Here is a 20,046-nt window from a genome sequence, read left to right on the forward strand (position 1 = left end):
CGCTAAAAGCCAGTAAACCAACCAAAATAAGAAAGGCAGCATGGAATGGTGATTTTAGGAGCGAGATTTTCTTTGGTTAAGAGATTTAACAAAGCTTAATCCCGCCCTGGGCATTTAAGGGCTGGGCGCACTAATGTAGTAAAGTCGTTATGAGGAACGAGTGTAGAAAGATTTTGTGATGAAAATGCAGCGCTAAACATAGGTTTTACATCTCCAGTCATTAGTTAAGTCGAAGTGCTAAATCAATAATCTTTATATGTAAAAAGCATCACCACACGGAGTTGACGAATGCCTAATAAATAATTTCCTCTACCATAGGATAAGTAGAATAATAAATCAAGCCTACTTGCTAACTTATTTGGTTAACTATTTTTTCAATTATTATCTAAATTATTGACTAAGCATCTGTCACTGAGGTGAGTTAATACAAAAGTGTGTAGATGTCGATTTATACCATTTAAGTTGTCAGTCCCGCTCCTGTTAATAAAATCTTAATACACATAGAAACAAGGAACAGGCAGCTCACGCTCGTACACCAAATGAGGACTAACCAGCCGAGTCTATAGCGGAGGGATTTAGTTGGGGTCGCCATATTTATCTCCTGAGTGTTTAAACTACTTAAATTGAATCAGCTGCCTAAGCCGAGTTAGCTTCGGCAGCGTTTGAGGTCGGCTTAGGTGAGCGACTATTCCGAGCAGCTATTTAGTGATAGCCAGCATCCTTGGTCACTTTGCCGCGGAACACGTAGTAGCTCCAAAAGGTGTAAACCAAAATCAGCGGGATGATCATCAGCGCGCCGACGAGCATAAAGCTTAGGCTGCTATCGGGTGCTGCCGCCTGCCAAAGGCTGATGTTGGGTGGAATAATGTGCGGCCAGATGCTGATCCCTAAGCCACTAAAGCCTAAGAAAATCAGCCCTAGAGTGAGTAAAAATGGCTGATAGTTATCATCACGATTTAGGGATTTTATCAAGGCCCAACCGCAGGCCAACACCAGCACTGGCACAGGGGCGAAGTAATATAGATTCGGCAAGCTAAACCAGCGCAGGGCAATATTGGGTTGCACGAATGGCGTCCATAGACTGACTAAGCCAATGGTCAACAATAGGCATAAGGTCAGCACTTTAGCCAGTTGCTGCATAGTTGTTTTAAGCTCGCCTTGGCACTTTTTCACCAACCAAGTCGCGCCAAGCAGGGCATAGGCCAGCATAAGGCCAAAACCGCAGAAGAGTGAGAAGGGCGTTAACCAATCGAAACTACTGCCGCTAAATTGTTGGTCGCTCACCGAAATGCCGGAGATAAATGCCCCGAGCACTACGCCCTGTGAAAAGGTGGCCGTGATAGAGCCAAACATAAACGCTTTATCCCAGAATGGTTTAGCTTCTGCGCCTGACTTAAATCTAAACTCGAATGCCACGCCGCGAAAAATCAGTGCCAGCAGCATGATAAGCAGCGGTATGGTTAGCGCTTCGAGTACTATGGCATAGGCGAGGGGAAAGGCACCGAGCAGGCTGGCGCCGCCGAGCACTAACCAGGTTTCGTTACCATCCCAAACGGGGGCGACAGTATTAACCATAATATCCCTGTCGTCCTCATCGTGAATGAAGGGAAACAGTATGCCTATGCCGAGATCGAAGCCATCCATCACGATATACATTAAGGTGGCAAAAATGATGATCCCGAACCAAATCAAGGGTAGATCGAATTCCATGGTGAGCCCTTAAATATGTTTAAGATTGAACAAGTAAACCTAGATTTATGTGCGTTAAGGCTAATGACTTGTAACCACCTCTATACCAGGCCCTTTGCGTATGAGTCGCATCATATAGCGATAACCAACGCCGAAGATGCCACAATAACTGACGATGAAAATCCCTAGGCTGATACTCAGGTGGGTAACGCTGTGGGAAGACACGGCATCCTGAGTGCGCATTAATCCTTGGATGACCCAAGGTTGACGGCCAAGCTCGGTGGTAAACCAACCCGCTAGTGTGGCGAGCAATCCTGCGGGGCCGAGCACCAGTACAAATCGCAGAAAGTGTTTGTTGCTGTAGAGGCTGCCTTTGCGCCTGAGATAAGCACTCCACAGTCCAGCAAAAATCATCAATAAGCCTAAGCCGACCATGAGCCTAAAACTCCAGAACACTAACAACACATTGGGTCTGTCCTCGGCGGAATACTCAGTCAAGGCTGGCACTTGTTTGCTTAAATCATGCTTTAAGATCAGGCTCGCCAGCCCAGGAATTTCGAGACTGAAGTGGTTTTTCTCTGCGTCCATATCGGGAATCGCAAACAAGATAAGCGGTGTGGGTTTATCGCCCTCATTACGCCAATGGCCTTCCATTGCTGCGACTTTTACAGGTTGATATTCAAGGGTATTTAAGCCGTGAAAATCGCCAATCACAGCTTGTAATGGCGCGACAATTAACGCCATCCACATCGCCATAGACAACATCTTGCGGATCGCGGGCGTATCGTTACCTTTGAGTAAATGCCAAGCCGCCGATGCGCCCACAAAGAAAGCCGAAGAAATAAAGGCCGCCACTGTCATATGGGCTAAACGATAGGGAAATGAAGGGTTAAACACTATCTGAAACCAATCCACAGGAATGACGCGATTGTTCACGATTTCAAAACCTTGGGGCGTCTGCATCCAACTGTTTGAAGCTAGGATCCAGAAGGTCGAAATAATCGTACCTGTGGCGACCATACAAGTGGCGAAGAAGTGTAGGTTTTTGCCTACCTTCTGCTGACCAAATAGCATGACTCCCAGAAAACCTGCTTCGAGGAAGAAGGCGGTAAGCACTTCATAGGTGAGTAGCGGCCCAGTCACGCTGCCCGCGAAGGCCGAAAAAGCACTCCAATGGGTACCAAATTGATAGGCCATCACTATGCCTGAGACTACGCCCATGCCAAAGTTTATGGCAAAAATCTTCGACCAAAATTGATAGAGTTGTTGGTAAACCTCATTCGCTGTTTTCAGCCATAAACCTTCTAATACCGCCAGATAAGTGGCGAGGCCGATAGTGATGGCAGGGAAAATAATGTGAAAAGAGATGGTAAAAGCAAATTGGATCCTAGCGAGTACAGTGGCATCAAAATCGAACATAATTTCCTCGAGCGATAGGCATTTCTCGTTACAAAGGCATTGATCAAGTAGCATTCACTGAACCCTATATTGGCTCAGCGGTGAAAGCTTGTGTGCTATTAGACCATGGGATAAGCTGGCTATAACAGACACAGAATATCTTGATTTGGCTATAACAGATGGCGAAGTACGAGCAGTTAGCGCAGGAATTAAAGACCCGAATAGCCCAAGGCGTTTGGCAGGCGGGGGACAAGTTGCCGTCGCTACGTCAAACTGTGGCCGATTCGGGCTTGAGTCTCATGACTGTGCTCAATGCCTATCAGCTATTGGAAAGCCAAGGCGTGATCTCGGCGCAGGCAAAATCGGGCTATTTAGTGACGCCAAAGCCGGAATTAATCGCGCGGCAGGGAGAAGCCTTTCGTTATCCCGAGCGACAAAAGCCGATTTATCTTTCCGATAGCGTGGATATTAATGAGTTTGTATTCAATGTTCTGCAGGCTTCAAAGCAGGCGGACATAGTACCCTTTGGCTCAGGATTTCCCGATCCTAGTTTATTCCCGCAACAAGCACTGGCGCGATCTTTAGTTAAGGTGACTCGGCACATGTCACCTTCTTTTGCCGCCGATAATTTACCGCCAGGAAATGCGGGACTGCGTAAGGCGATTTCCCAACGTTATGCCAAATTGGGCATGAGCATTTCGCCCGACGAAATCATCATTACCTCGGGTGCCATGGAGGCGCTCAACTTGAGTTTAGCGACCCTGACCCAAGCGGGTGATTGGGTTGTCATTGAATCACCGACCTTTTATGGTGCGATGCAAGCCATTGAGCGGCTTAAGCTTAAGGCCATTGCGGTCGCGACCGATCCACAACAGGGGATTGATCTCGAGGCGCTAGCGGAAGTGTTAAAAACCTACCCAGTGAAAGCCTGCTGGTTGATGAGCCAACATCAAAATCCCTTAGGTTGCAGCTTATCGGATACTAAAAAACAGGCGCTTTATCAGTTACTAAGCGAGCATAAGGTCAGTCTGATTGAGGATGATGTTTATCAAGAACTCTATGTCGACTCCAGCGCGCCAAGGCCAGTAAAAGCCTTCGATACCGAAGGACGGGTGTTGCATTGCGGCTCATTTTCTAAGTCTTTGATTGCTGGTTATCGTGTCGGCTGGGTGGCGGCGGGATGCCATGCACCGCAGTTACAACGCTTACAAGTCATGTCGACGTTATCGACCAGTGCGCCGATGCAGCTCGCCATCGCCGATTTTATTCAGTCTGCGCAATATGAACGGCATTTGAAACAGTTACGTAAAAAGTTAGCCAGCCGTAAATTGGCCATGTATCAATTATTGTGCGCGCATCTGCCCGAATCTGTGGGGGTCAATTTCGCCCAGGGCGGCTATTTTCTCTGGTTAGCGCTGCCATCACATATGGATGCTACACAAATTTATTATCAGGCGATTGAGCGTGGGATCAGTATTGCACCGGGAAACCTGTTTAGTAATCAGGTCGAATTCCGCCATTTTATGCGTTTGAATGCCTCATACGAGTGCTCGCCAGAGATCATCTCAGCGGTCGTGGTGTTGGCCGAACTTATCCGCAACTATTCGCGTTAGTTTGTGGCGTTAACTTTGGCTGGAAATCTGCAGCTAAAATCTAGGGTTTAAAATCTAGAGTTAAATATTTTAGACTTCCAGATGTCTATCTGTTAGCTTGTTGAGCATGCACAAATCTTGTGCAATTCTTAATGTCGATTGAATACTGTGCTGCTACGGATAAGGAAGGGAAAATGAAATTAGAGTCACTGGCATTACACCACGGTTATGAGTCAGAAGCGACCACGAAGGCGGCCGCTGTACCTATCTATCAAACCACCTCTTATACCTTCGATGATACCCAGCATGGTGCTGATTTATTTGACTTAAAAGTCGCTGGCAATATTTATACTCGGATAATGAATCCTACTACTAGCGTGCTAGAGCAACGTCTGGCGGCCATTGAAGGTGGCATAGGTGCGCTGGCCGTGGCATCGGGTATGGCGGCGATTACCTATGCGATCCAAGCCCTGACTCAAGTTGGCGATAACATTGTCAGCACCAGTCAGCTCTATGGCGGCACCTATAATCTGTTTGCCCATACGCTGCCGCGCCAAGGCGTTGAAGTGCGTATGGCGGCTTTCGATGATTTTGAAGGCCTCGATGAGCTGATCGATGACAAAACTAAAGCCTTGTTCTGCGAATCGATTGGTAATCCAGCCGGCAATATTGTTGATTTACAGCGTTTAGCCGAGATTGCCCATAAACATGGCGTGCCTTTAATTGTCGATAATACGGTCGCGACTCCAGTGTTATGTCGCCCCTTTGAGCATGGCGCCGATATCGTTATTCACTCTTTAACTAAATATATTGGTGGCCATGGTACGACGATTGGCGGGGTGATTATCGATTCTGGCAAGTTCGATTGGGTCGCTAATAAGGAAAGATTTGCCTTACTCAACCAAGCCGATCCTTCTTACCATGGAGTGGTTTACACAGAAGCCTTTGGTCCTGCAGCATTTATTGGTCGCTGCCGTGTTGTGCCGCTGCGTAATACCGGCGCCGCACTGTCACCGCACAGTGCATTTTTACTGTTACAAGGCCTTGAAACCTTGAGCCTTAGAATGGAGCGCCATTGCTCGAATGCCTTGGCATTAGCCGAATATCTGGTGCTGCATCCGGCGGTAAGCTGGGTGAACTACGGCGCCTTGCCGAGCAGCCCTTATCAGGATAATTGCCACAAGATCACCGGCGGAAAAGCTTCAGGGATCATCAGCTTTGGGATTAAAGCGGCCACAGCAGAAGAAGGTAAGCGTGCTGGCGGACGTTTTATCGATGCACTGCAGATGATCCTGCGTTTAGTGAACATTGGGGATGCGAAATCCTTGGCCTGCCACCCTGCGAGTACTACGCACAGACAGCTCGATGCCGATGAACTGGCAAGGGCGGGCGTGTCTGAGGATCTTATCCGTATCTCGGTTGGGATTGAGCATATCGACGACATTATTAACGATGTGGCGCAGGCGCTCGATAAGGCACTGGCTAGCAAATAGCTCGTATCGAATAGCCCTATCTCTCGCTTATATCGAATAGTGAATAACCAAAAAGCCGCCATCGATTCAATTCGATGGCGGCTTTTTTATTGCTTTAAAAACGATGTTAATCTTGCTGCAGTCGATTTCTCGCCTTCTGATAGAAGTAAGAAACTGTCAGCAAAATGACCCCGATCAGCATAAAGGCAATGACCTTTTGTACCAGCTCAAAGGAAGCCATATCTAAGATAAACAGCCCCGCTGCGAGGTGGATCATATCGGCATGTTGTGGCTTTAATGATTCAGAACTCGTCGTTCTGTCCATGACTGCATTAGCCTTAAGTGGTTATTTTGCATTGCTTATTCAAAGATCTTTAAGCGCAAGCAAAGTGAGCTATCATAAAACCTCACATAGCGTAAAATTAACCATAGCAGCCGAAATCCAAGCCGCAACAAAGGAAAGCTATCACCTCGCCTATGGCCTAACCTTAGGCTTAGCCATACTGCCCATCCTGTTGCATTTTAAGTTAGCACTCGGACTTAATCGCGAGAATGCCTCGTTTGCTTTAATCGAGTTTTTATCGCTCAAATAGCAGAAGATTTGCATGGCATAAGCGGTTTTGGCAAATAAGGCGTCTTTATAGTGGCGGTGATACCAATAATGGGCCAAGAGTTTTGCTGCCATGGGCTGGGCTCTACTGTAGCTGGCTCTACGGAAGCTGGTTTAAGGATTTGTGCCGCTGCGGTTAATTGGGGCGTGTCTTCGGTGAAAGGCATCACAGTCGCAATGGATGACGTACCCGCCGCCAACGTACTCGCCACCATAGTCAAGCTGGTTTCAGGTGTGTATTCCGCGGCAATTTGCTGATTTTTAGGACATTTCAGACTGCCGCCGCTTTTCCAATTGTCATTGCTCTACATAAAAAGAGCCCTGCATAAAAAGAGCCCTGCATAAAAAGAGTCAGACATTGCCGGCTCTCATTAAAGTGTAAATTCCGATGAGGTTATTTCTTCTGCGCTTGTAGGATCACAAATTTACCGTTGGAGGCAATTGTGGTGCAGTTCTTAAATAAGCGCTGCAATTTCACATGGTATGCCAGATGGCGATTGCCGACGATATGCAGAATCCCCCCGTCTTTTAAGCGGCGACGGGCATCTAAAAACATCTGCCAGGCGATATGATCGGTAATGGCTTCACCTTGGTGAAATGGCGGATTACACAGCACCAGATCCGGTTGCACTTCTTCTGGCAGATGCGTCATGCAGTCGTCCCAATAGAAGTGGCCTTTGTCTGCGGGCAATTGATTGCGTGCCCAGTTTGCCTTGGCTGATGCGACCGCCATTTCAGAATCATCGATAAAGTGGATATCAGCCTCTGGGAATAACTGGGCGGTGCGTAACCCCAGCACGCCATTACCACAGCCGAGATCGACAATCGACTTAAAATCCCCTTTAGGCAGATTGTCGAGCATAATACGTGCGCCAATATCGAGTTTGTTGGCGGCAAACACATTACTTAAATTGCTGATCTCAAGTTGATATTCGGGTACGGCCCAAGTGACTTCTTTGGCTAATGGTCTTGGCTTGCCATCGCTGACACAGGTGATCACTCGAGTGTTTTTCCACGCTAAACTGGCGCTTGCTGGGCCTAAATGCTTAGCAAATATGTCGAGTAAGGCGCTATTGATCGATTTGGCTTTGGCGGCCACTAATACACGAGTGCCAGTGGGTAACACTTGCGACAGGCGCGTGAGCTGGTGGGCAAAGTAGCTTAAGTTTTTGGGTAACTTCATCAATACTAAAGCTAAGTGATTCGGTAACGTATCGCGGCTAGTGAACCACTGCAGATTATCCATAGGCAACTGATTGCGGCCATGATTTTGCTCTGTGCCTAAAAAGCTGGTTCTAGCATCGGTTTCAACAAATAGTGGCCAACTTGGATTCAATTTAGATAAACCACAGCTTAAAGCGCCGAAACTGTCGTTGATAATGGCGGTTGGCACTGCGGCTTGTTCTGACTCAACAAGGCTTTTGAGTAAGTGTTCATCGGCGGCATCCCAAGCTTGAAGATTAGATTCCTGCTGAGCCGGATACCGTAAAAGTTCGAGTTCAACACCCGCTACTGAAAATTGTGTTGTCATGTGCCACACTGCGCCAATAAATTTAAGGCGCAGATTATCGCAGATTTCATGGCGCAGTGCGACGGCTCGCATGGAGGACGTCAATGCAGCAAGGTAAGTTAGGGTTTGATACAGAAGATGAACAGCAGACATCATTCGAGAATATTGATGTTCAAGAGGATATCTTTGCAAATATCACAGTCGTTCAAAATAACGCTGAGCAGGGGGAGGCTCAAACTAAACCGCCCATCACCTTAGTGCGTGGTTATCTCAACGCCGAGCAACAAGCTGTATTGATCAAAGAAGCGCAGAATTACCCCTTGAGTCGCCCTGAAATCCAAGTATTCGGTAAGTTCCATGGGATTCCCCGCCAGCAGGTGTGGTTTGGTGATTTTGGCTGCGACTATTTATATTCAGGACTTTTTATCCGCGCCTTACCTTGGCCTAAATATGCCCACAAGTTGAGGGATAAGTTAGCGCGGGATTTTGGCTTGGCCAGCAATGGCGCATTAGTGAATCGCTACGCCGATGGTAAAGATTGTATGGGCGCCCACAGTGATGATGAACCTGAAATTGTCCAAGGTAGCCATATTGCTTCTATTACCTTAGGCGCCACGCGGGATTTTGTGCTTAAGCATAAGCACAGCCAAACCAAGTACACTATTAGCTTACAAAGTGGTGACTTACTGATTATGCATTGGCCGATGCAGCATAATTGGTTGCATAGTTTACCTAAGCGTTTGAAAGTGAAAGAACCCCGTTGGAATTACACCTTTAGACAACTCATCGTTAATTTTCATGGTTAATTGCCTATGGTGGAGAACTGCGAAATATGGCCGGATATAAAGTGGTAGGGCATCAACAAATTGAAAGAGTGAATTTGATCTTTTCCAACTGAAGCAGTACTCTGCGTCCACTGGATTTTCCCATTCTGAGACTCGAATATGTCCAATAACCATGAGCAGGGCACAGTGGCTAACACTATCAGCCAGAAGTTAACTGAAAGCTTCTCGCCGACCCACTTAGAAGTCCTTAACGAAAGTCATCGCCACCATGTGCCACCCAATTCAGAAACCCACTTTAAAGTAGTTTTAGTCAGTGAGCTGTTTGACGGGCTGCGTTTGTTGGCCCGCCATCGTTTAGTGAATAGCTGTTTAGCCCATGAACTGGCAACGGGAGTGCATGCTTTATCTATGCATACGTTCACCCAGAGCGAATGGGACGCTAACGTCGAGGTACCAAAGACACCCAATTGTCGTGGTTAAGTCGCTAATCTCCCGCGTATCCTAAGCCACTCCATTGAGAGTGGCTTTTTGTTTTAGGTCAAATGAAGGGCATTCTTTAGTTTCCCTGTCGAATTTTCTGTGTTAACAATATGTTTTATTTTTAAAGGCTTTAAAAGCACTTGGCTACCTAACATAAGGTAGATATGAGTGTTTGATAGGGCTGGGTGTGTGGGAGAGACTAGATGCATAAGTTTGGTAGCCTGCTTTTAGCAGTATTGCTTTTGGGGTTAGGTGGTTGTGAGCCGCCAGCCAGCAATACACAAAATGCATCAGAATCACCAAACGTTGCACTTACAGCCGATTCGCAGACCATTGAATGGCGACTCGCGACCTCTTGGCCTAAAAATTTTACAGGCTTAGGCATGGCCCCCGAACGCTTTGCCAATTTAGTCGATGAGATGTCCAATGGCCGTTTAAAAATCACCGTCTATGGGGCGGGTGAGCTGATGCCCGCCTTTGCGGTATTCGATGGTGTGAGTCAAGGTAAAGTCCAAATGGCCCATGCAGCTTCCTTCTACTGGAAAGGTAAAGCGCCAGCGGCGCAGTTTTTTTCGTCGATTCCCTTTGGTATGACAGCGCAAGAAATGAATGGTTGGCTGCACTATGGCGGCGGTATGGCACTGTGGGAAGAGGTTTATCGCCCCTTTGGTATTATCCCCCTGGCGGGTGGCAATACGGGTATGCAGATGGGCGGCTGGTTTAATAAGCCCATTAACACCATTGGCGATTTTAAAGGATTGAAGATCCGTATGCCGGGATTGGGTGGCGAAGTCTTAAAACGTGTCGGTGCCGTACCTGTGAATATGGCGGGACGCGAGATCTATAATGCGCTGCAAACAGGGTCAATTGATGCGGCTGAATGGGTTGGGCCAGTGAATGACCTTGCTTTTGGCTTGCATAAAGTGGCTAAGTTCTACTATTACCCTGGTTGGCATGAACCGGGTTCAAATATGGAGTTTTTGATTAATAAAGCGGCATTTGAGAGTTTACCTGCCGATCTTAAAGCCATAGTCAAAGTGGCTGCCAGAGCCATTAATCAAGATATGCTTGATGAATACACCTCTCGCAATGTGTTAGCGCTTGAGATATTGATTAGAGATGAAGGGGTAGTGTTGAAAGCATTTCCACCCGTTGTGTTGTCAGAACTTGAGAGGATTTCAAGTCAAGTAATTGAAGAACAAGCGAATAAAGATCCTTTGATGAGAACGGTTCACGATGCCTACCGTACCTATGAGAGAGGTGTTCGTCAGTTCCACAAAATATCAGAAGATGCCTATAGTCAGCATCGTCAGCGCTAGTATTTTATATGAGATGACTTCATCTTTAATTAACTTTTATCGACCTATTTATTTAGTGTTATGCTTGCCGTCTATAAATAGACTGTTGCAGTGGCGTTGATTTCGCCCTGAGAATTAGGAGAGCACTATGCCATTACTTGATAGCTTTACCGTTGACCATACTCGGATGAATGCTCCTGCGGTACGTGTTGCAAAACATATGAGCACACCAAATGGCGATGCCATTACCGTATTTGATCTACGTTTTTGTACGCCTAATAAAGAAATCCTTAGCGAACGTGGCATCCATACGCTGGAACATTTATTTGCGGGCTTTATGCGCGATCACTTAAATAGCAGTAATGTTGAAATTATCGATATTTCTCCAATGGGATGCCGTACCGGCTTTTATATGAGCTTGATTGGTGCGCCGACTGAGCGCCAAGTGGCCGATGCTTGGTTAGCCGCTATGGAAGACGTATTAAAAGTCGTTGAGCAATCAGAAATTCCTGAGCTCAATGAGTACCAGTGTGGCACCTATGAAATGCATTCATTAGAGCAGGCACAAGAGATTGCCCGCAATATTATTGCGGCTGGTGTGAGTGTTAACCGTAATGATGATCTGAAATTAAGCGATGAGATATTAGGTAAGCTATAAGCACATCATTTACTGGGTTAAGCCATTATAGTGGGCTTAGCGATTGCAGTTTCCTATTGTGATTTGAAGAAAGCGACTTTAGTCGCTTTTTTTTTCAAACAAATTCAGCTATTTTACAACTTAATAACAAAAAACCGTGCGCTAACAAACATTTTTTGGGAGCTTGGCATGTCTAGTCGCTACCTTATCATATCGCTTTCTGCTGTTGCGGTTTCTCTTAACTGTTCAAATAATCTCTTTGCTAGTCCTCTCTATTCTCAAACCATCAATCTTAATGAAGTGAATGATGTTTATCACAGCAGCGACGATGTGATAGCGCTGAGCCGCTTGAGTACCTTGACCTTATTGCCTGCAGATCACAGTGGCAATCCTGCGAATATCAGTATGCGTTCAGTTAGCCAAGGTGTGGCCGTGTTGCAGGATAGAGTTTACTTCTCACCAGCACCTTATTCAGCGCCACAATTACAGTTATTGCCTAATCTACTGCAACAGCAAAGTGTAACAGTAACGCCATTAGCGGAGATGACTGTCGGTGGGCAAGGGGCTTTTGGTGTAGTCAGTTACCAGAGCCTTGAGGTTTTAGAGCGAGCACAAGAGACCAAAATCACGGTTGAAGGTACTACTGATTCAGATGTGAGTGCAGGAATGAATTGGGGGGTTAAGCAGAAAGAATATGGCATGATCTTAGCGGCTAATTATGACAAGAATAAAGGTGATGGTGATTTTCTCAATGGTAGCGATACTGATAGAAGAACCACTGATATTCTTTTTAAGATTAACGCATCGAGTCTATTAGGTGCCAGAAACCCCCAGATGACCGAGTTTTCCTATCAGTTTCTCGATGATGATAGTTATCGCTCACTATTGGGCTTGACCGAATCCGACTGGTTGCAAAACCCTATGATGTTGTATTCTGCTAGCGCGGAAGATCAATATCTTGGACGACACCATAAGTATCAACTCTCCCATCAAGTTAATTTAGGCAGCAGTCGATTTATCACGGATTTTTATTACCACTCCTACGCCCAACAGTTAAGCCAGCTTAATCAATTTAACGGGCAGGTGATCGATGCTCAAAGCCTTGCTGCGATTGCAGCCTTCGATCGCCAACCTTGGGATAGTGCTGCCGAACTCGTCGCCCTGCAACAGGATAATGATTACAGTTCTTTTGGTGCCCAGACCCAGTCGGTAAATCAGTATGGCGAACATCAGATTATCTACAGCGCTCGTTATCATACGGATAAAGCAGAAATGCGTTTTGCAGAGCAGCAATCGATGTGGCAGCCGGACAGGAGTATTGTCAAGGCAACAGCCTCTTCGATATTAGCCTATACAGATGATGCAACGGTATTTACTTCGGCAGTCGATTCATTGTTTAAATGGCAAGGTTTACAACTTAAGCTGGCACTCACCTATGAGGATGTTGGTGTCAATCGTGAGGTTCATTTAGCCAACGCAGGACTTGATACAGTGGATTTTTCTGACAGTGATTGGATGCCGCAAATGGGCGTTTTATACGATGCAGGAAATTGGCGTTTCAGTACGGATATTCGAAGGGCCTGGACTGCCGCAAGTGCGGGCAATCTTGAGCAGGAAGCGCAGGTTTCAGTCCATTATCAGGTGAGTGCTCAATATGCCCGCGAGGGTTTTAATGCCAGTATCAAAGCTTATATGCAGGAGTTTGATAATCTGCATGTGGACTGTAACGCTTACTCTTTGTGTGCTGATGCTCGTTTATTAACACAGGAGAATATTCCCGATGTTCAGACCTATGGTGTTGAAATGAGTCTGGGCTATCTGTGGGATGTTGGAAATCTGACGTTTCCCCTATCACTCAATTACCAGTATATAAGTTCAGAATATCAAACAAATACTTGCACAGAGATCCAAGGTTGTGTTCTCGCTGGCGATAAACTGGCGTGGTTACCCGAACAGCAACTGCAACTGAGCGCAGGAATGAAATACGCTGAGTATGAAATCAATGCAAACGCTTTTTACCAATCTGAAAGGGAGTTGAGTCAGTTTGGCGCTGAGTTACAACCGATTTCAGGACAGTTACGGGTGGATTTAGCGGCAAGTTATCAATTTGATCGCCATCATCAGTTTTATTTTAGAGTCGAAAACCTGTTAGATGAGTCTTTGGTTACAACAGCATCAAATAGCGGAATTCGAGTTGAAAATGGACGGATCAGCTATTTAGGTTATCAATGGCGTTTCTAAGCTGCAGGATATCTTGTGTGGTGATAATTCTATGTGATGTAGATAACACTCACCAGAGTGAGTTTTTTGACTAACATCGACCTTTTGCTAAATTAACTCTTTAAAAATTAATGTTATAGTACTTCCCGACCGGAATATTGTCCCTTTCTGACCACTCACTAGGTTAGAAGGTGAACGCCGTAGCGCATGATTCTTTTAAATCCTTATTTTAGGTTTGAAAACACCTATAATTTTCGTGGCGATGCCAAGTCAATTGGGGTAAAATGCGCGCGACCAGCGTGATTGCGATCGCATTTCCGTGATAAATCTGCGCTAGCTCAATGCAGTAGGTTTTATTTAAAACCTCAGTATTTAGCAGGAACGCGGCGCATTGTCTTTCCTTCAAAACGTAGTGCTTGTGGATATGATTACAATTAAGAAAGGATTGGAACTGCCTATAGCAGGCGGACCAGAGCAAGTTATCCATAATGGCCCAGCCATTAAACATGTAGCTACTTTGGGTGAAGAGTATATTGGCTTACGTCCTACAATGAAGATCAAAGTGGGCGATAAAGTACAAAAAGGTCAGGTTCTTTTTGAAGATAAGAAGAATTTAGGCGTTAAATATACGGCTTTAGCCAGTGGTACTATATTAGACATTAACCGGGGCGCCCAGCGTGTGTTGCAGTCTGTTGTTATTCAAGTGGAAGGAAACGACAGCGTTTCCTTTGCTAAGTATGACGCCACTGCTCTCGATACGCTCGACTCGCAATTGGTCCGTAACAATCTGATTGAATCAGGTTTATGGACTGCTTTGCGTACACGTCCTTTCAGCAAAGTTCCTGCTGTAGATTCATCTGCCGCTGGTATTTTTGTAACCGCAATTGATACTCAACCCCATGCTGCCGATCCTGTTGTGGTGATCCGTGAGCATAAAGAAGATTTTGCTAATGGTCTTAAGGTCTTAGCACGACTCACCGAAGGTAAGGTTTACCTTTGTAAAGCACCTGGCGCCGATATTCCTGTTGCAAACGCCCAAGTTGAAGAATTTGCTGGTGTTCATCCTGCGGGTTTAGTGGGTACTCATATCCATTTCTTATTACCAGCTTCTGCAAAACGTACTGTTTGGCATATTGGTTACCAAGATGTAATAGCCGTCGGTCAGCTATTTACTACGGGTGAACTCAATACTGAACGTGTTGTTGCTATTGCCGGTCCTAAAGCGGCTAAACCAAGACTGGTACGTACAGTTTTGGGTGCGAGCATGGCGGAATTAACCGCAGGTGAAACCTTAGCGGGTAATGTGCGTCTGATTTCTGGCTCTGTGTTGAATGGCCGTACTGCCGTGGGTCCTCAAGGATACTTAGGCCGTTACCACGTTCAAGTGAGTTTGCTAGAAGAAGGCACTGAGAAAGAGTTTTTAGGTTGGGTATTACCAGGCTCAAACAAATTCTCTATTACTCGTGCATTCCTTGGGCATATGACACCTTCTCGTTTGTTCAGTATGACAACGAGCACGGGCGGTTCAGATCGCGCTATGGTGCCGATTGGCAACTACGAGCGTGTGATGCCATTGGATATTCTTCCTACTATGTTGCTGCGTGACTTAGTTTCAGGTGATTTTGACGGTGCTGCTACTTTAGGCGCGTTAGAGTTGGATGAAGAAGATCTCGCACTGTGTACGTTCGTATGTCCAGGCAAATATGACTACGGTTCATATCTGCGAGACTGTCTAGATACGATCGAGAGGGAAGGCTAATGAGCTTGAAAGATTTTTTCGAACGTATTGAACCCGACTTTGAAAAAGGCGGTAAATACGAAAAGTTTTATGCCCTATTTGAAGCGGCATACACCATTTTTTATACGCCAGGTAAAGTGAACAAAGGTAAAACCCATGTTCGCGATAACCTCGACCTAAAACGTATGATGATTACGGTTTGGGCTTGTGCATTCCCTGCGATGTTCGTGGGTATGTATAACGTAGGTTTACAAGCACAATTAGCGTTAATCGCCGGTTTTGCGACACCCGATGTATGGCAAGTGAGCTTGTTCGGCCTGTTCGGTACTGAACTGACCGCAAACTCTGGCTGGCCAGCATTGATGTGGTATGGCGCCTGTTTCTTCCTACCTATCTATGCGGTGACCTTTGCCGTCGGTGGCATTTGGGAAGTTCTGTTCGCTTCTATCCGCGGCCATGAAGTTAACGAAGGTTTCTTCGTGACCTCTATCCTGTTTGCTTTAACGCTACCTGCAACTATCCCATTATGGATGGTGGCAATGGGTATCACCTTCGGTGTGGTCGTGGCGAAAGAAGTATTCGGTGGCACGGGGCGTAACTTCTTAAACCCTGCGCTTGCGGGTCGTGCCTTCCTGTTCTTCGCTTATCCGCTGAACATGTCGGGTGATACTACATGGGTTGTGGCTGATGGTTACTCAGGTGCAACTGCACTGAGCCAAGCGGCGGCGGGCAGTTTAGACTATGCCTTCAACCAAGACTGGTGGGATGCCTTCTTTGGTTTCATTCCAGGTTCCGTGGGTGAAGTTTCAACCTTAGCGATTCTATTAGGTGGTTTAGTCATCATCTATACCCGTATCGCGTCATGGCGCATCGTTGGTGGCGTGATGGTGGGTATGATTGCAATTTCAACCCTGTTGAACCTGATTGGTAGTGATACTAATCAAATGTTTGCAATGCCTTGGTACTGGCACTTAGTGTTAGGTGGTTTTGCATTTGGCATGATGTTTATGGCGACAGATCCTGTGTCAGCGTCATTTACTAACCAAGCTAAATGGGCATACGGTATCTTGATTGGTGCAATGGCGGTGTTTATCCGCGTGGTTAACCCTGCATTCCCAGAAGGCATGATGTTGGCAATTTTGTTTGCTAACTTGTTCGCGCCATTGTTCGACCACTTCGTGGTTCAGGCAAATATCAAGCGGAGGATTGCCCGTGGCTAGTAATAAAGATTCGTTCGGCAGAACGTTATTTATCGTCGTTGGCTTATGTCTAATTTGTGCGATATTTGTGTCTACTGCAGCTGTGTTACTGCGCCCAACTCAAGCGGAAAACAAACTGCTCGATAAGCAAAAGTACATTCTGGAGGCCGCAGGTCTTATCGATACTAAAGCGGGCAAAGTAACCAAAGCGCAAATTTTGGAAACTTATGGCAAACACATCGAAGCCAAACTCGTTAACTTAAAAACGGGTGATTGGGTAGAAGGTGTTGACGCTGATACATTTGATCAACGCAAAGCGTCACGTGATGTGAAGACCTCATTTGTACCTGAGCATGATATTGCCTCAATCAAACGTGTTGCTGAGAATGCTGTGGTTTATCTGGTTCGTGATGATCAAGGTAAATTAACCAGCGTGATCCTACCAATCCATGGTTATGGCTTATGGTCTACTATGTATGCCTTCCTCGCTATGGATGCCGATTTAAATACAGTGCAAAGCTTAGTCTACTATGAGCATGGTGAAACCCCAGGCTTAGGTGGCGAAGTGCAAAATGCACAGTGGAAAGCGAAATGGCACGGTAAGAAGTTATTCGATGAGCAAGGTAAACTCGCTATCAGCATAACCAAAAACCCAGCAGTGGCTAGCTCTGAGTATGGTGTAGACGCATTATCTGGCGCGACATTAACCAGTAACGGTGTGCAACATTCACTGACATTCTGGTTAGGTAAAGAAGGTTTTGCGAGTTTCATTGAAAAAGCACGCAATGGAGGTCTCAGCTAATGTCTGACGCTAAAGAACTGAAACAGGTTCTGACTGGACCTATAATCAACAATAACCCGATTGCGCTACAAATCCTTGGTGTATGTAGTGCTCTGGCGGTGACGAGTAAGCTCGAAACTGCACTGGTAATGGCGTTGGCATTAACTGCGGTAACTGCGTTTTCGAACCTGTTTATCTCGTTAATCCGTAATCATATTCCAAGCAGTGTGCGTATCATCGTACAGATGACCATTATTGCCTCTTTGGTAATAGTGGTTGACCAATTGCTGCAGGCTTATGCTTACCAGATTTCTAAGCAGTTATCGGTATTTGTTGGTTTGATCATTACCAACTGTATCGTAATGGGCCGCGCTGAAGCCTATGCGATGAAAACACCGCCAATGATGAGCTTTATGGATGGTATCGGTAACGGTTTAGGTTACGGTGTGATTCTGTTGGCTGTTGGCTTCGTACGTGAACTGTTTGGTAACGGTTCTCTATTCGGTGTTGAAATCCTGCACAAGATCTCTGAGGGTGGCTGGTATCAACCTAACGGTATGCTATTACTGCCTCCGAGTGCGTTCTTCCTAATTGGTATTCTGATTTGGATTATTCGTACCTATAAGCCAGAGCAAGTTGAAGCAAAAGGGTAAGTGCGATGGAACATTATATTAGCCTGTTAATTCGCTCTGTTTTCATTGAAAACATGGCACTGGCCTTCTTCCTTGGTATGTGTACTTTCTTGGCAGTATCTAAGAAGGTCACAACTGCTATGGGCCTAGGGATTGCGGTAGTTGTAGTGTTAACTATCTCTGTTCCTGCTAACCAAGTTATCTATCAAGGGCTGTTAGCTCCTGGTGCACTTGCTTGGGCTGGCGCACCTGAAGCTGACTTAAGCTTCTTGAAATTCATTACCTTTATCGGTGTGATTGCAGCTTTAGTTCAAATATTAGAAATGGCACTGGATAAATATTTTCCTCCTTTGTACAACGCCTTAGGTATTTTCTTACCTTTGATCACTGTGAACTGTGCGATTTTCGGTGCGGTATCATTCATGGTTGAGCGTGACTACAAACTGGGCGAAAGTGTGGTATTTGGTTTCGGCTCAGGAGTGGGTTGGGCATTAGCTATCGTATTGATGGCCGGTATCCGTGAGAAGCTGAAGTATGCCGACGTGCCTAACGGCCTACGTGGTTTAGGGATTACCTTTATCACCGCAGGTTTAATGGCCTTAGGTTTCATGTCGTTTTCTGGTGTGTCTCTGTAAGAGACACTCAACGGCTTCTTGAATTGGACCTTCTAAGGATAAGTTAATGGATATTCTTGGTATTTTTAAATCTACTCCGCTCGAGGTTTATCTCGGTGTGAGTATGTTTACTGCTATCGTCCTCATCTTGGTATTAGTGATTTTATTCGCTAAATCTAAGTTAGTGGCTAGCGGTGACATCACGATCGGCATTAATGACGATCCTGAAAAAGCGATTAAAACCGGTGCGGGCGGTAAGTTGTTAGGTGTTCTCGCTGACAGCGGTATCTTCGTATCGAGTGCATGTGGTGGTGGTGGTTCTTGTGGTCAGTGCCGCGTGGTCATTAAGTCTGGTGGCGGTGATATTCTGCCAACAGAACTTGATCACATCAGTAAAGGTGATGCCCGTAAAGGTTGTCGTCTTTCTTGTCAGGTTAACGTCAAAAACGATATGGAAATCGAGCTTGACGAAGAAATCTTCGGTATCAAGAAATGGGAATGTACTGTTATCTCTAACGATAACAAAGCCACTTTCATTAAAGAACTGAAGCTGCAAATTCCTGATGGTGAATCAGTACCGTTCCGTGCGGGTGGTTATATCCAAATCGAAGCACCGGCACATCACATTAAATATGCAGATTTCGACGTACCTGCACAATACCGTGGCGACTGGGAACACTTTGGTTTCTTCAATCTTGAATCTAAGGTTGATGAAGAAACTATCCGTGCATACTCAATGGCTAACTACCCAGAAGAGTTCGGTATTATCATGCTGAACGTGCGTATTGCTACGCCTCCACCCCGTAATCTGACACTGCCTTGCGGTAAGATGTCATCTTACATTTGGAGCTTAAAAGCGGGTGATAAAGTGACTATTTCTGGTCCATTCGGTGAGTTCTTCGCGAAGGATACCGATGCAGAAATGGTGTTTATCGGTGGTGGTGCGGGTATGGCACCAATGCGTTCACACATTTTCGACCAATTGAAGCGTCTTCAGTCGAAGCGTAAGATGAGCTTCTGGTACGGTGCACGTTCTAAGCGTGAAATGTTCTATGTAGAAGACTTTGACGGCCTCGCGGCTGAGAATGACAACTTCGTATGGCACGTGGCGCTTTCAGATCCTCAACCCGAGGATAACTGGGATGGTTACACAGGTTTTATTCATAATGTTCTGTATGAAAACTATCTGAAAAACCATGAGGCACCAGAAGATTGTGAGTTCTACATGTGTGGACCTCCAATGATGAACGCTGCCGTAATTGGTATGTTGAAAAATCTTGGTGTCGAAGACGAAAACATTCTGTTGGATGACTTCGGCGGCTAATGTTCATTAGTCCTAGATAGAAAAGTTGCAGATGTTGAGGATAACCTCTCATCTGCAACTTTTGCAT

General features: G+C 45.9%; 19 protein-coding genes and 1 pseudogene. 15 read left to right on the top strand and 5 right to left on the bottom strand.

What is annotated here, in order from left to right; translation table 11 throughout:
* Window positions 1-457: 457 nt before the first annotated feature.
* The 3 genes from L2744_RS21550 to L2744_RS08070 all read right to left on the bottom strand — a co-directional run bounded on the left by L2744_RS21550 (window position 458) and on the right by L2744_RS08070 (window position 3,108).
* Window positions 458-592: a DUF2474 domain-containing protein gene (locus L2744_RS21550; protein ID WP_283103922.1), complete on the bottom strand. Its 135-nt coding sequence runs from the start codon at window positions 590-592 to the stop codon at window positions 458-460.
* Window positions 593-702: 110 nt separating this feature from the next.
* Window positions 703-1,710, bottom strand: a complete 1,008-nt coding sequence (cydB, locus tag L2744_RS08065) for a cytochrome d ubiquinol oxidase subunit II (RefSeq protein ID WP_248991429.1) — start codon at window positions 1,708-1,710, stop codon at window positions 703-705.
* A 60-nt stretch (window positions 1,711-1,770) separates the two neighbouring features.
* Window positions 1,771-3,108: a cytochrome ubiquinol oxidase subunit I gene (locus L2744_RS08070; RefSeq protein WP_248991430.1), complete on the bottom strand. Its 1,338-nt coding sequence runs from the start codon at window positions 3,106-3,108 to the stop codon at window positions 1,771-1,773.
* A 158-nt stretch (window positions 3,109-3,266) separates the two neighbouring features.
* On the opposite strand from L2744_RS08070, the gene L2744_RS08075 reads away from it, so the two are divergent.
* Together L2744_RS08075 and L2744_RS08080 are read left to right on the top strand one after the other, a co-directional pair.
* Entirely contained in the window at window positions 3,267-4,700 is a 1,434-nt protein-coding gene (locus L2744_RS08075) for an aminotransferase-like domain-containing protein (RefSeq protein WP_248991431.1), read from the top strand.
* Between the two features lie 173 nt (window positions 4,701-4,873).
* Window positions 4,874-6,172 (top strand): O-acetylhomoserine aminocarboxypropyltransferase/cysteine synthase family protein, encoded by a 1,299-nt coding sequence (locus L2744_RS08080; protein ID WP_198572965.1) that lies wholly within the window; start codon window positions 4,874-4,876, stop codon window positions 6,170-6,172.
* A gap of 106 nt (window positions 6,173-6,278) precedes the next feature.
* Here L2744_RS08080 and L2744_RS08085 read toward each other — a convergent pair whose 3' ends face one another.
* Complete coding sequence (locus tag L2744_RS08085; RefSeq protein WP_248991516.1) at window positions 6,279-6,476, bottom strand: hypothetical protein; 198 nt, start codon at window positions 6,474-6,476, stop codon at window positions 6,279-6,281.
* On the opposite strand from L2744_RS08085, the pseudogene L2744_RS08090 reads away from it, so the two are divergent.
* Window positions 6,442-6,738 (top strand): annotated as a pseudogene (locus tag L2744_RS08090) (hypothetical protein); the annotation flags it as partial. The gene L2744_RS08085 and the pseudogene L2744_RS08090 sit on opposite strands and share 35 nt — an antisense overlap.
* Window positions 6,739-6,794: 56 nt before the next feature.
* Window positions 6,795-7,019 (top strand): hypothetical protein, encoded by a 225-nt coding sequence (locus L2744_RS08095; protein ID WP_248991433.1) that lies wholly within the window; start codon window positions 6,795-6,797, stop codon window positions 7,017-7,019.
* A 136-nt stretch (window positions 7,020-7,155) separates the two neighbouring features.
* Here L2744_RS08095 and L2744_RS08100 read toward each other — a convergent pair whose 3' ends face one another.
* Window positions 7,156-8,292: a methyltransferase gene (locus L2744_RS08100; protein ID WP_248991512.1), complete on the bottom strand. Its 1,137-nt coding sequence runs from the start codon at window positions 8,290-8,292 to the stop codon at window positions 7,156-7,158.
* 83 nt (window positions 8,293-8,375) lie between these two features.
* Between L2744_RS08100 and L2744_RS08105 the strand changes: the two genes are divergently transcribed.
* The 11 genes from L2744_RS08105 to nqrF all read left to right on the top strand — a co-directional run bounded on the left by L2744_RS08105 (window position 8,376) and on the right by nqrF (window position 19,979).
* Window positions 8,376-9,077 carry an alpha-ketoglutarate-dependent dioxygenase AlkB family protein gene (locus L2744_RS08105; protein ID WP_248991434.1) on the top strand — a complete coding sequence of 234 codons (702 nt, stop codon included), beginning with the start codon at window positions 8,376-8,378 and terminating at the stop codon, window positions 9,075-9,077.
* 138 nt (window positions 9,078-9,215) lie between these two features.
* Window positions 9,216-9,536: a BolA family protein gene (locus tag L2744_RS08110; protein WP_248991435.1), complete on the top strand. Its 321-nt coding sequence runs from the start codon at window positions 9,216-9,218 to the stop codon at window positions 9,534-9,536.
* Between the two features lie 203 nt (window positions 9,537-9,739).
* Window positions 9,740-10,855 carry a TRAP transporter substrate-binding protein gene (locus L2744_RS08115; protein ID WP_248991436.1) on the top strand — a complete coding sequence of 372 codons (1,116 nt, stop codon included), beginning with the start codon at window positions 9,740-9,742 and terminating at the stop codon, window positions 10,853-10,855.
* Between the two features lie 127 nt (window positions 10,856-10,982).
* On the top strand, window positions 10,983-11,492 hold the full coding sequence (luxS, locus tag L2744_RS08120; RefSeq protein ID WP_248991437.1) for an S-ribosylhomocysteine lyase: 510 nt from the start codon (window positions 10,983-10,985) through the stop codon (window positions 11,490-11,492).
* Between the two features lie 168 nt (window positions 11,493-11,660).
* Window positions 11,661-13,712, top strand: a complete 2,052-nt coding sequence (locus L2744_RS08125) for a TonB-dependent receptor domain-containing protein (RefSeq protein ID WP_248991438.1) — start codon at window positions 11,661-11,663, stop codon at window positions 13,710-13,712.
* A gap of 403 nt (window positions 13,713-14,115) precedes the next feature.
* Window positions 14,116-15,450 carry a Na(+)-translocating NADH-quinone reductase subunit A gene (locus L2744_RS08130; protein ID WP_248991439.1) on the top strand — a complete coding sequence of 445 codons (1,335 nt, stop codon included), beginning with the start codon at window positions 14,116-14,118 and terminating at the stop codon, window positions 15,448-15,450.
* Window positions 15,450-16,649 carry an NADH:ubiquinone reductase (Na(+)-transporting) subunit B gene (locus L2744_RS08135; RefSeq protein ID WP_248991440.1) on the top strand — a complete coding sequence of 400 codons (1,200 nt, stop codon included), beginning with the start codon at window positions 15,450-15,452 and terminating at the stop codon, window positions 16,647-16,649. Before L2744_RS08130 ends, L2744_RS08135 begins: the two co-directional genes overlap by 1 nt.
* Window positions 16,642-17,430: a Na(+)-translocating NADH-quinone reductase subunit C gene (locus L2744_RS08140; protein WP_248991441.1), complete on the top strand. Its 789-nt coding sequence runs from the start codon at window positions 16,642-16,644 to the stop codon at window positions 17,428-17,430. Before L2744_RS08135 ends, L2744_RS08140 begins: the two co-directional genes overlap by 8 nt.
* Window positions 17,430-18,062 (top strand): NADH:ubiquinone reductase (Na(+)-transporting) subunit D, encoded by a 633-nt coding sequence (locus tag L2744_RS08145; protein ID WP_248991442.1) that lies wholly within the window; start codon window positions 17,430-17,432, stop codon window positions 18,060-18,062. Before L2744_RS08140 ends, L2744_RS08145 begins: the two co-directional genes overlap by 1 nt.
* 5 nt (window positions 18,063-18,067) lie before the next feature.
* Entirely contained in the window at window positions 18,068-18,676 is a 609-nt protein-coding gene (gene nqrE, locus L2744_RS08150; protein ID WP_006080469.1) for an NADH:ubiquinone reductase (Na(+)-transporting) subunit E, read from the top strand.
* Between the two features lie 46 nt (window positions 18,677-18,722).
* Window positions 18,723-19,979 carry an NADH:ubiquinone reductase (Na(+)-transporting) subunit F gene (gene nqrF, locus L2744_RS08155; protein WP_248991443.1) on the top strand — a complete coding sequence of 419 codons (1,257 nt, stop codon included), beginning with the start codon at window positions 18,723-18,725 and terminating at the stop codon, window positions 19,977-19,979.
* Window positions 19,980-20,046 lie beyond the last annotated feature (67 nt).

Origin of the sequence: Shewanella profunda (assembly GCF_023283765.1) — a bacterium.
Classification (GTDB): Bacteria; Pseudomonadota; Gammaproteobacteria; order Enterobacterales; family Shewanellaceae; genus Shewanella; species Shewanella profunda.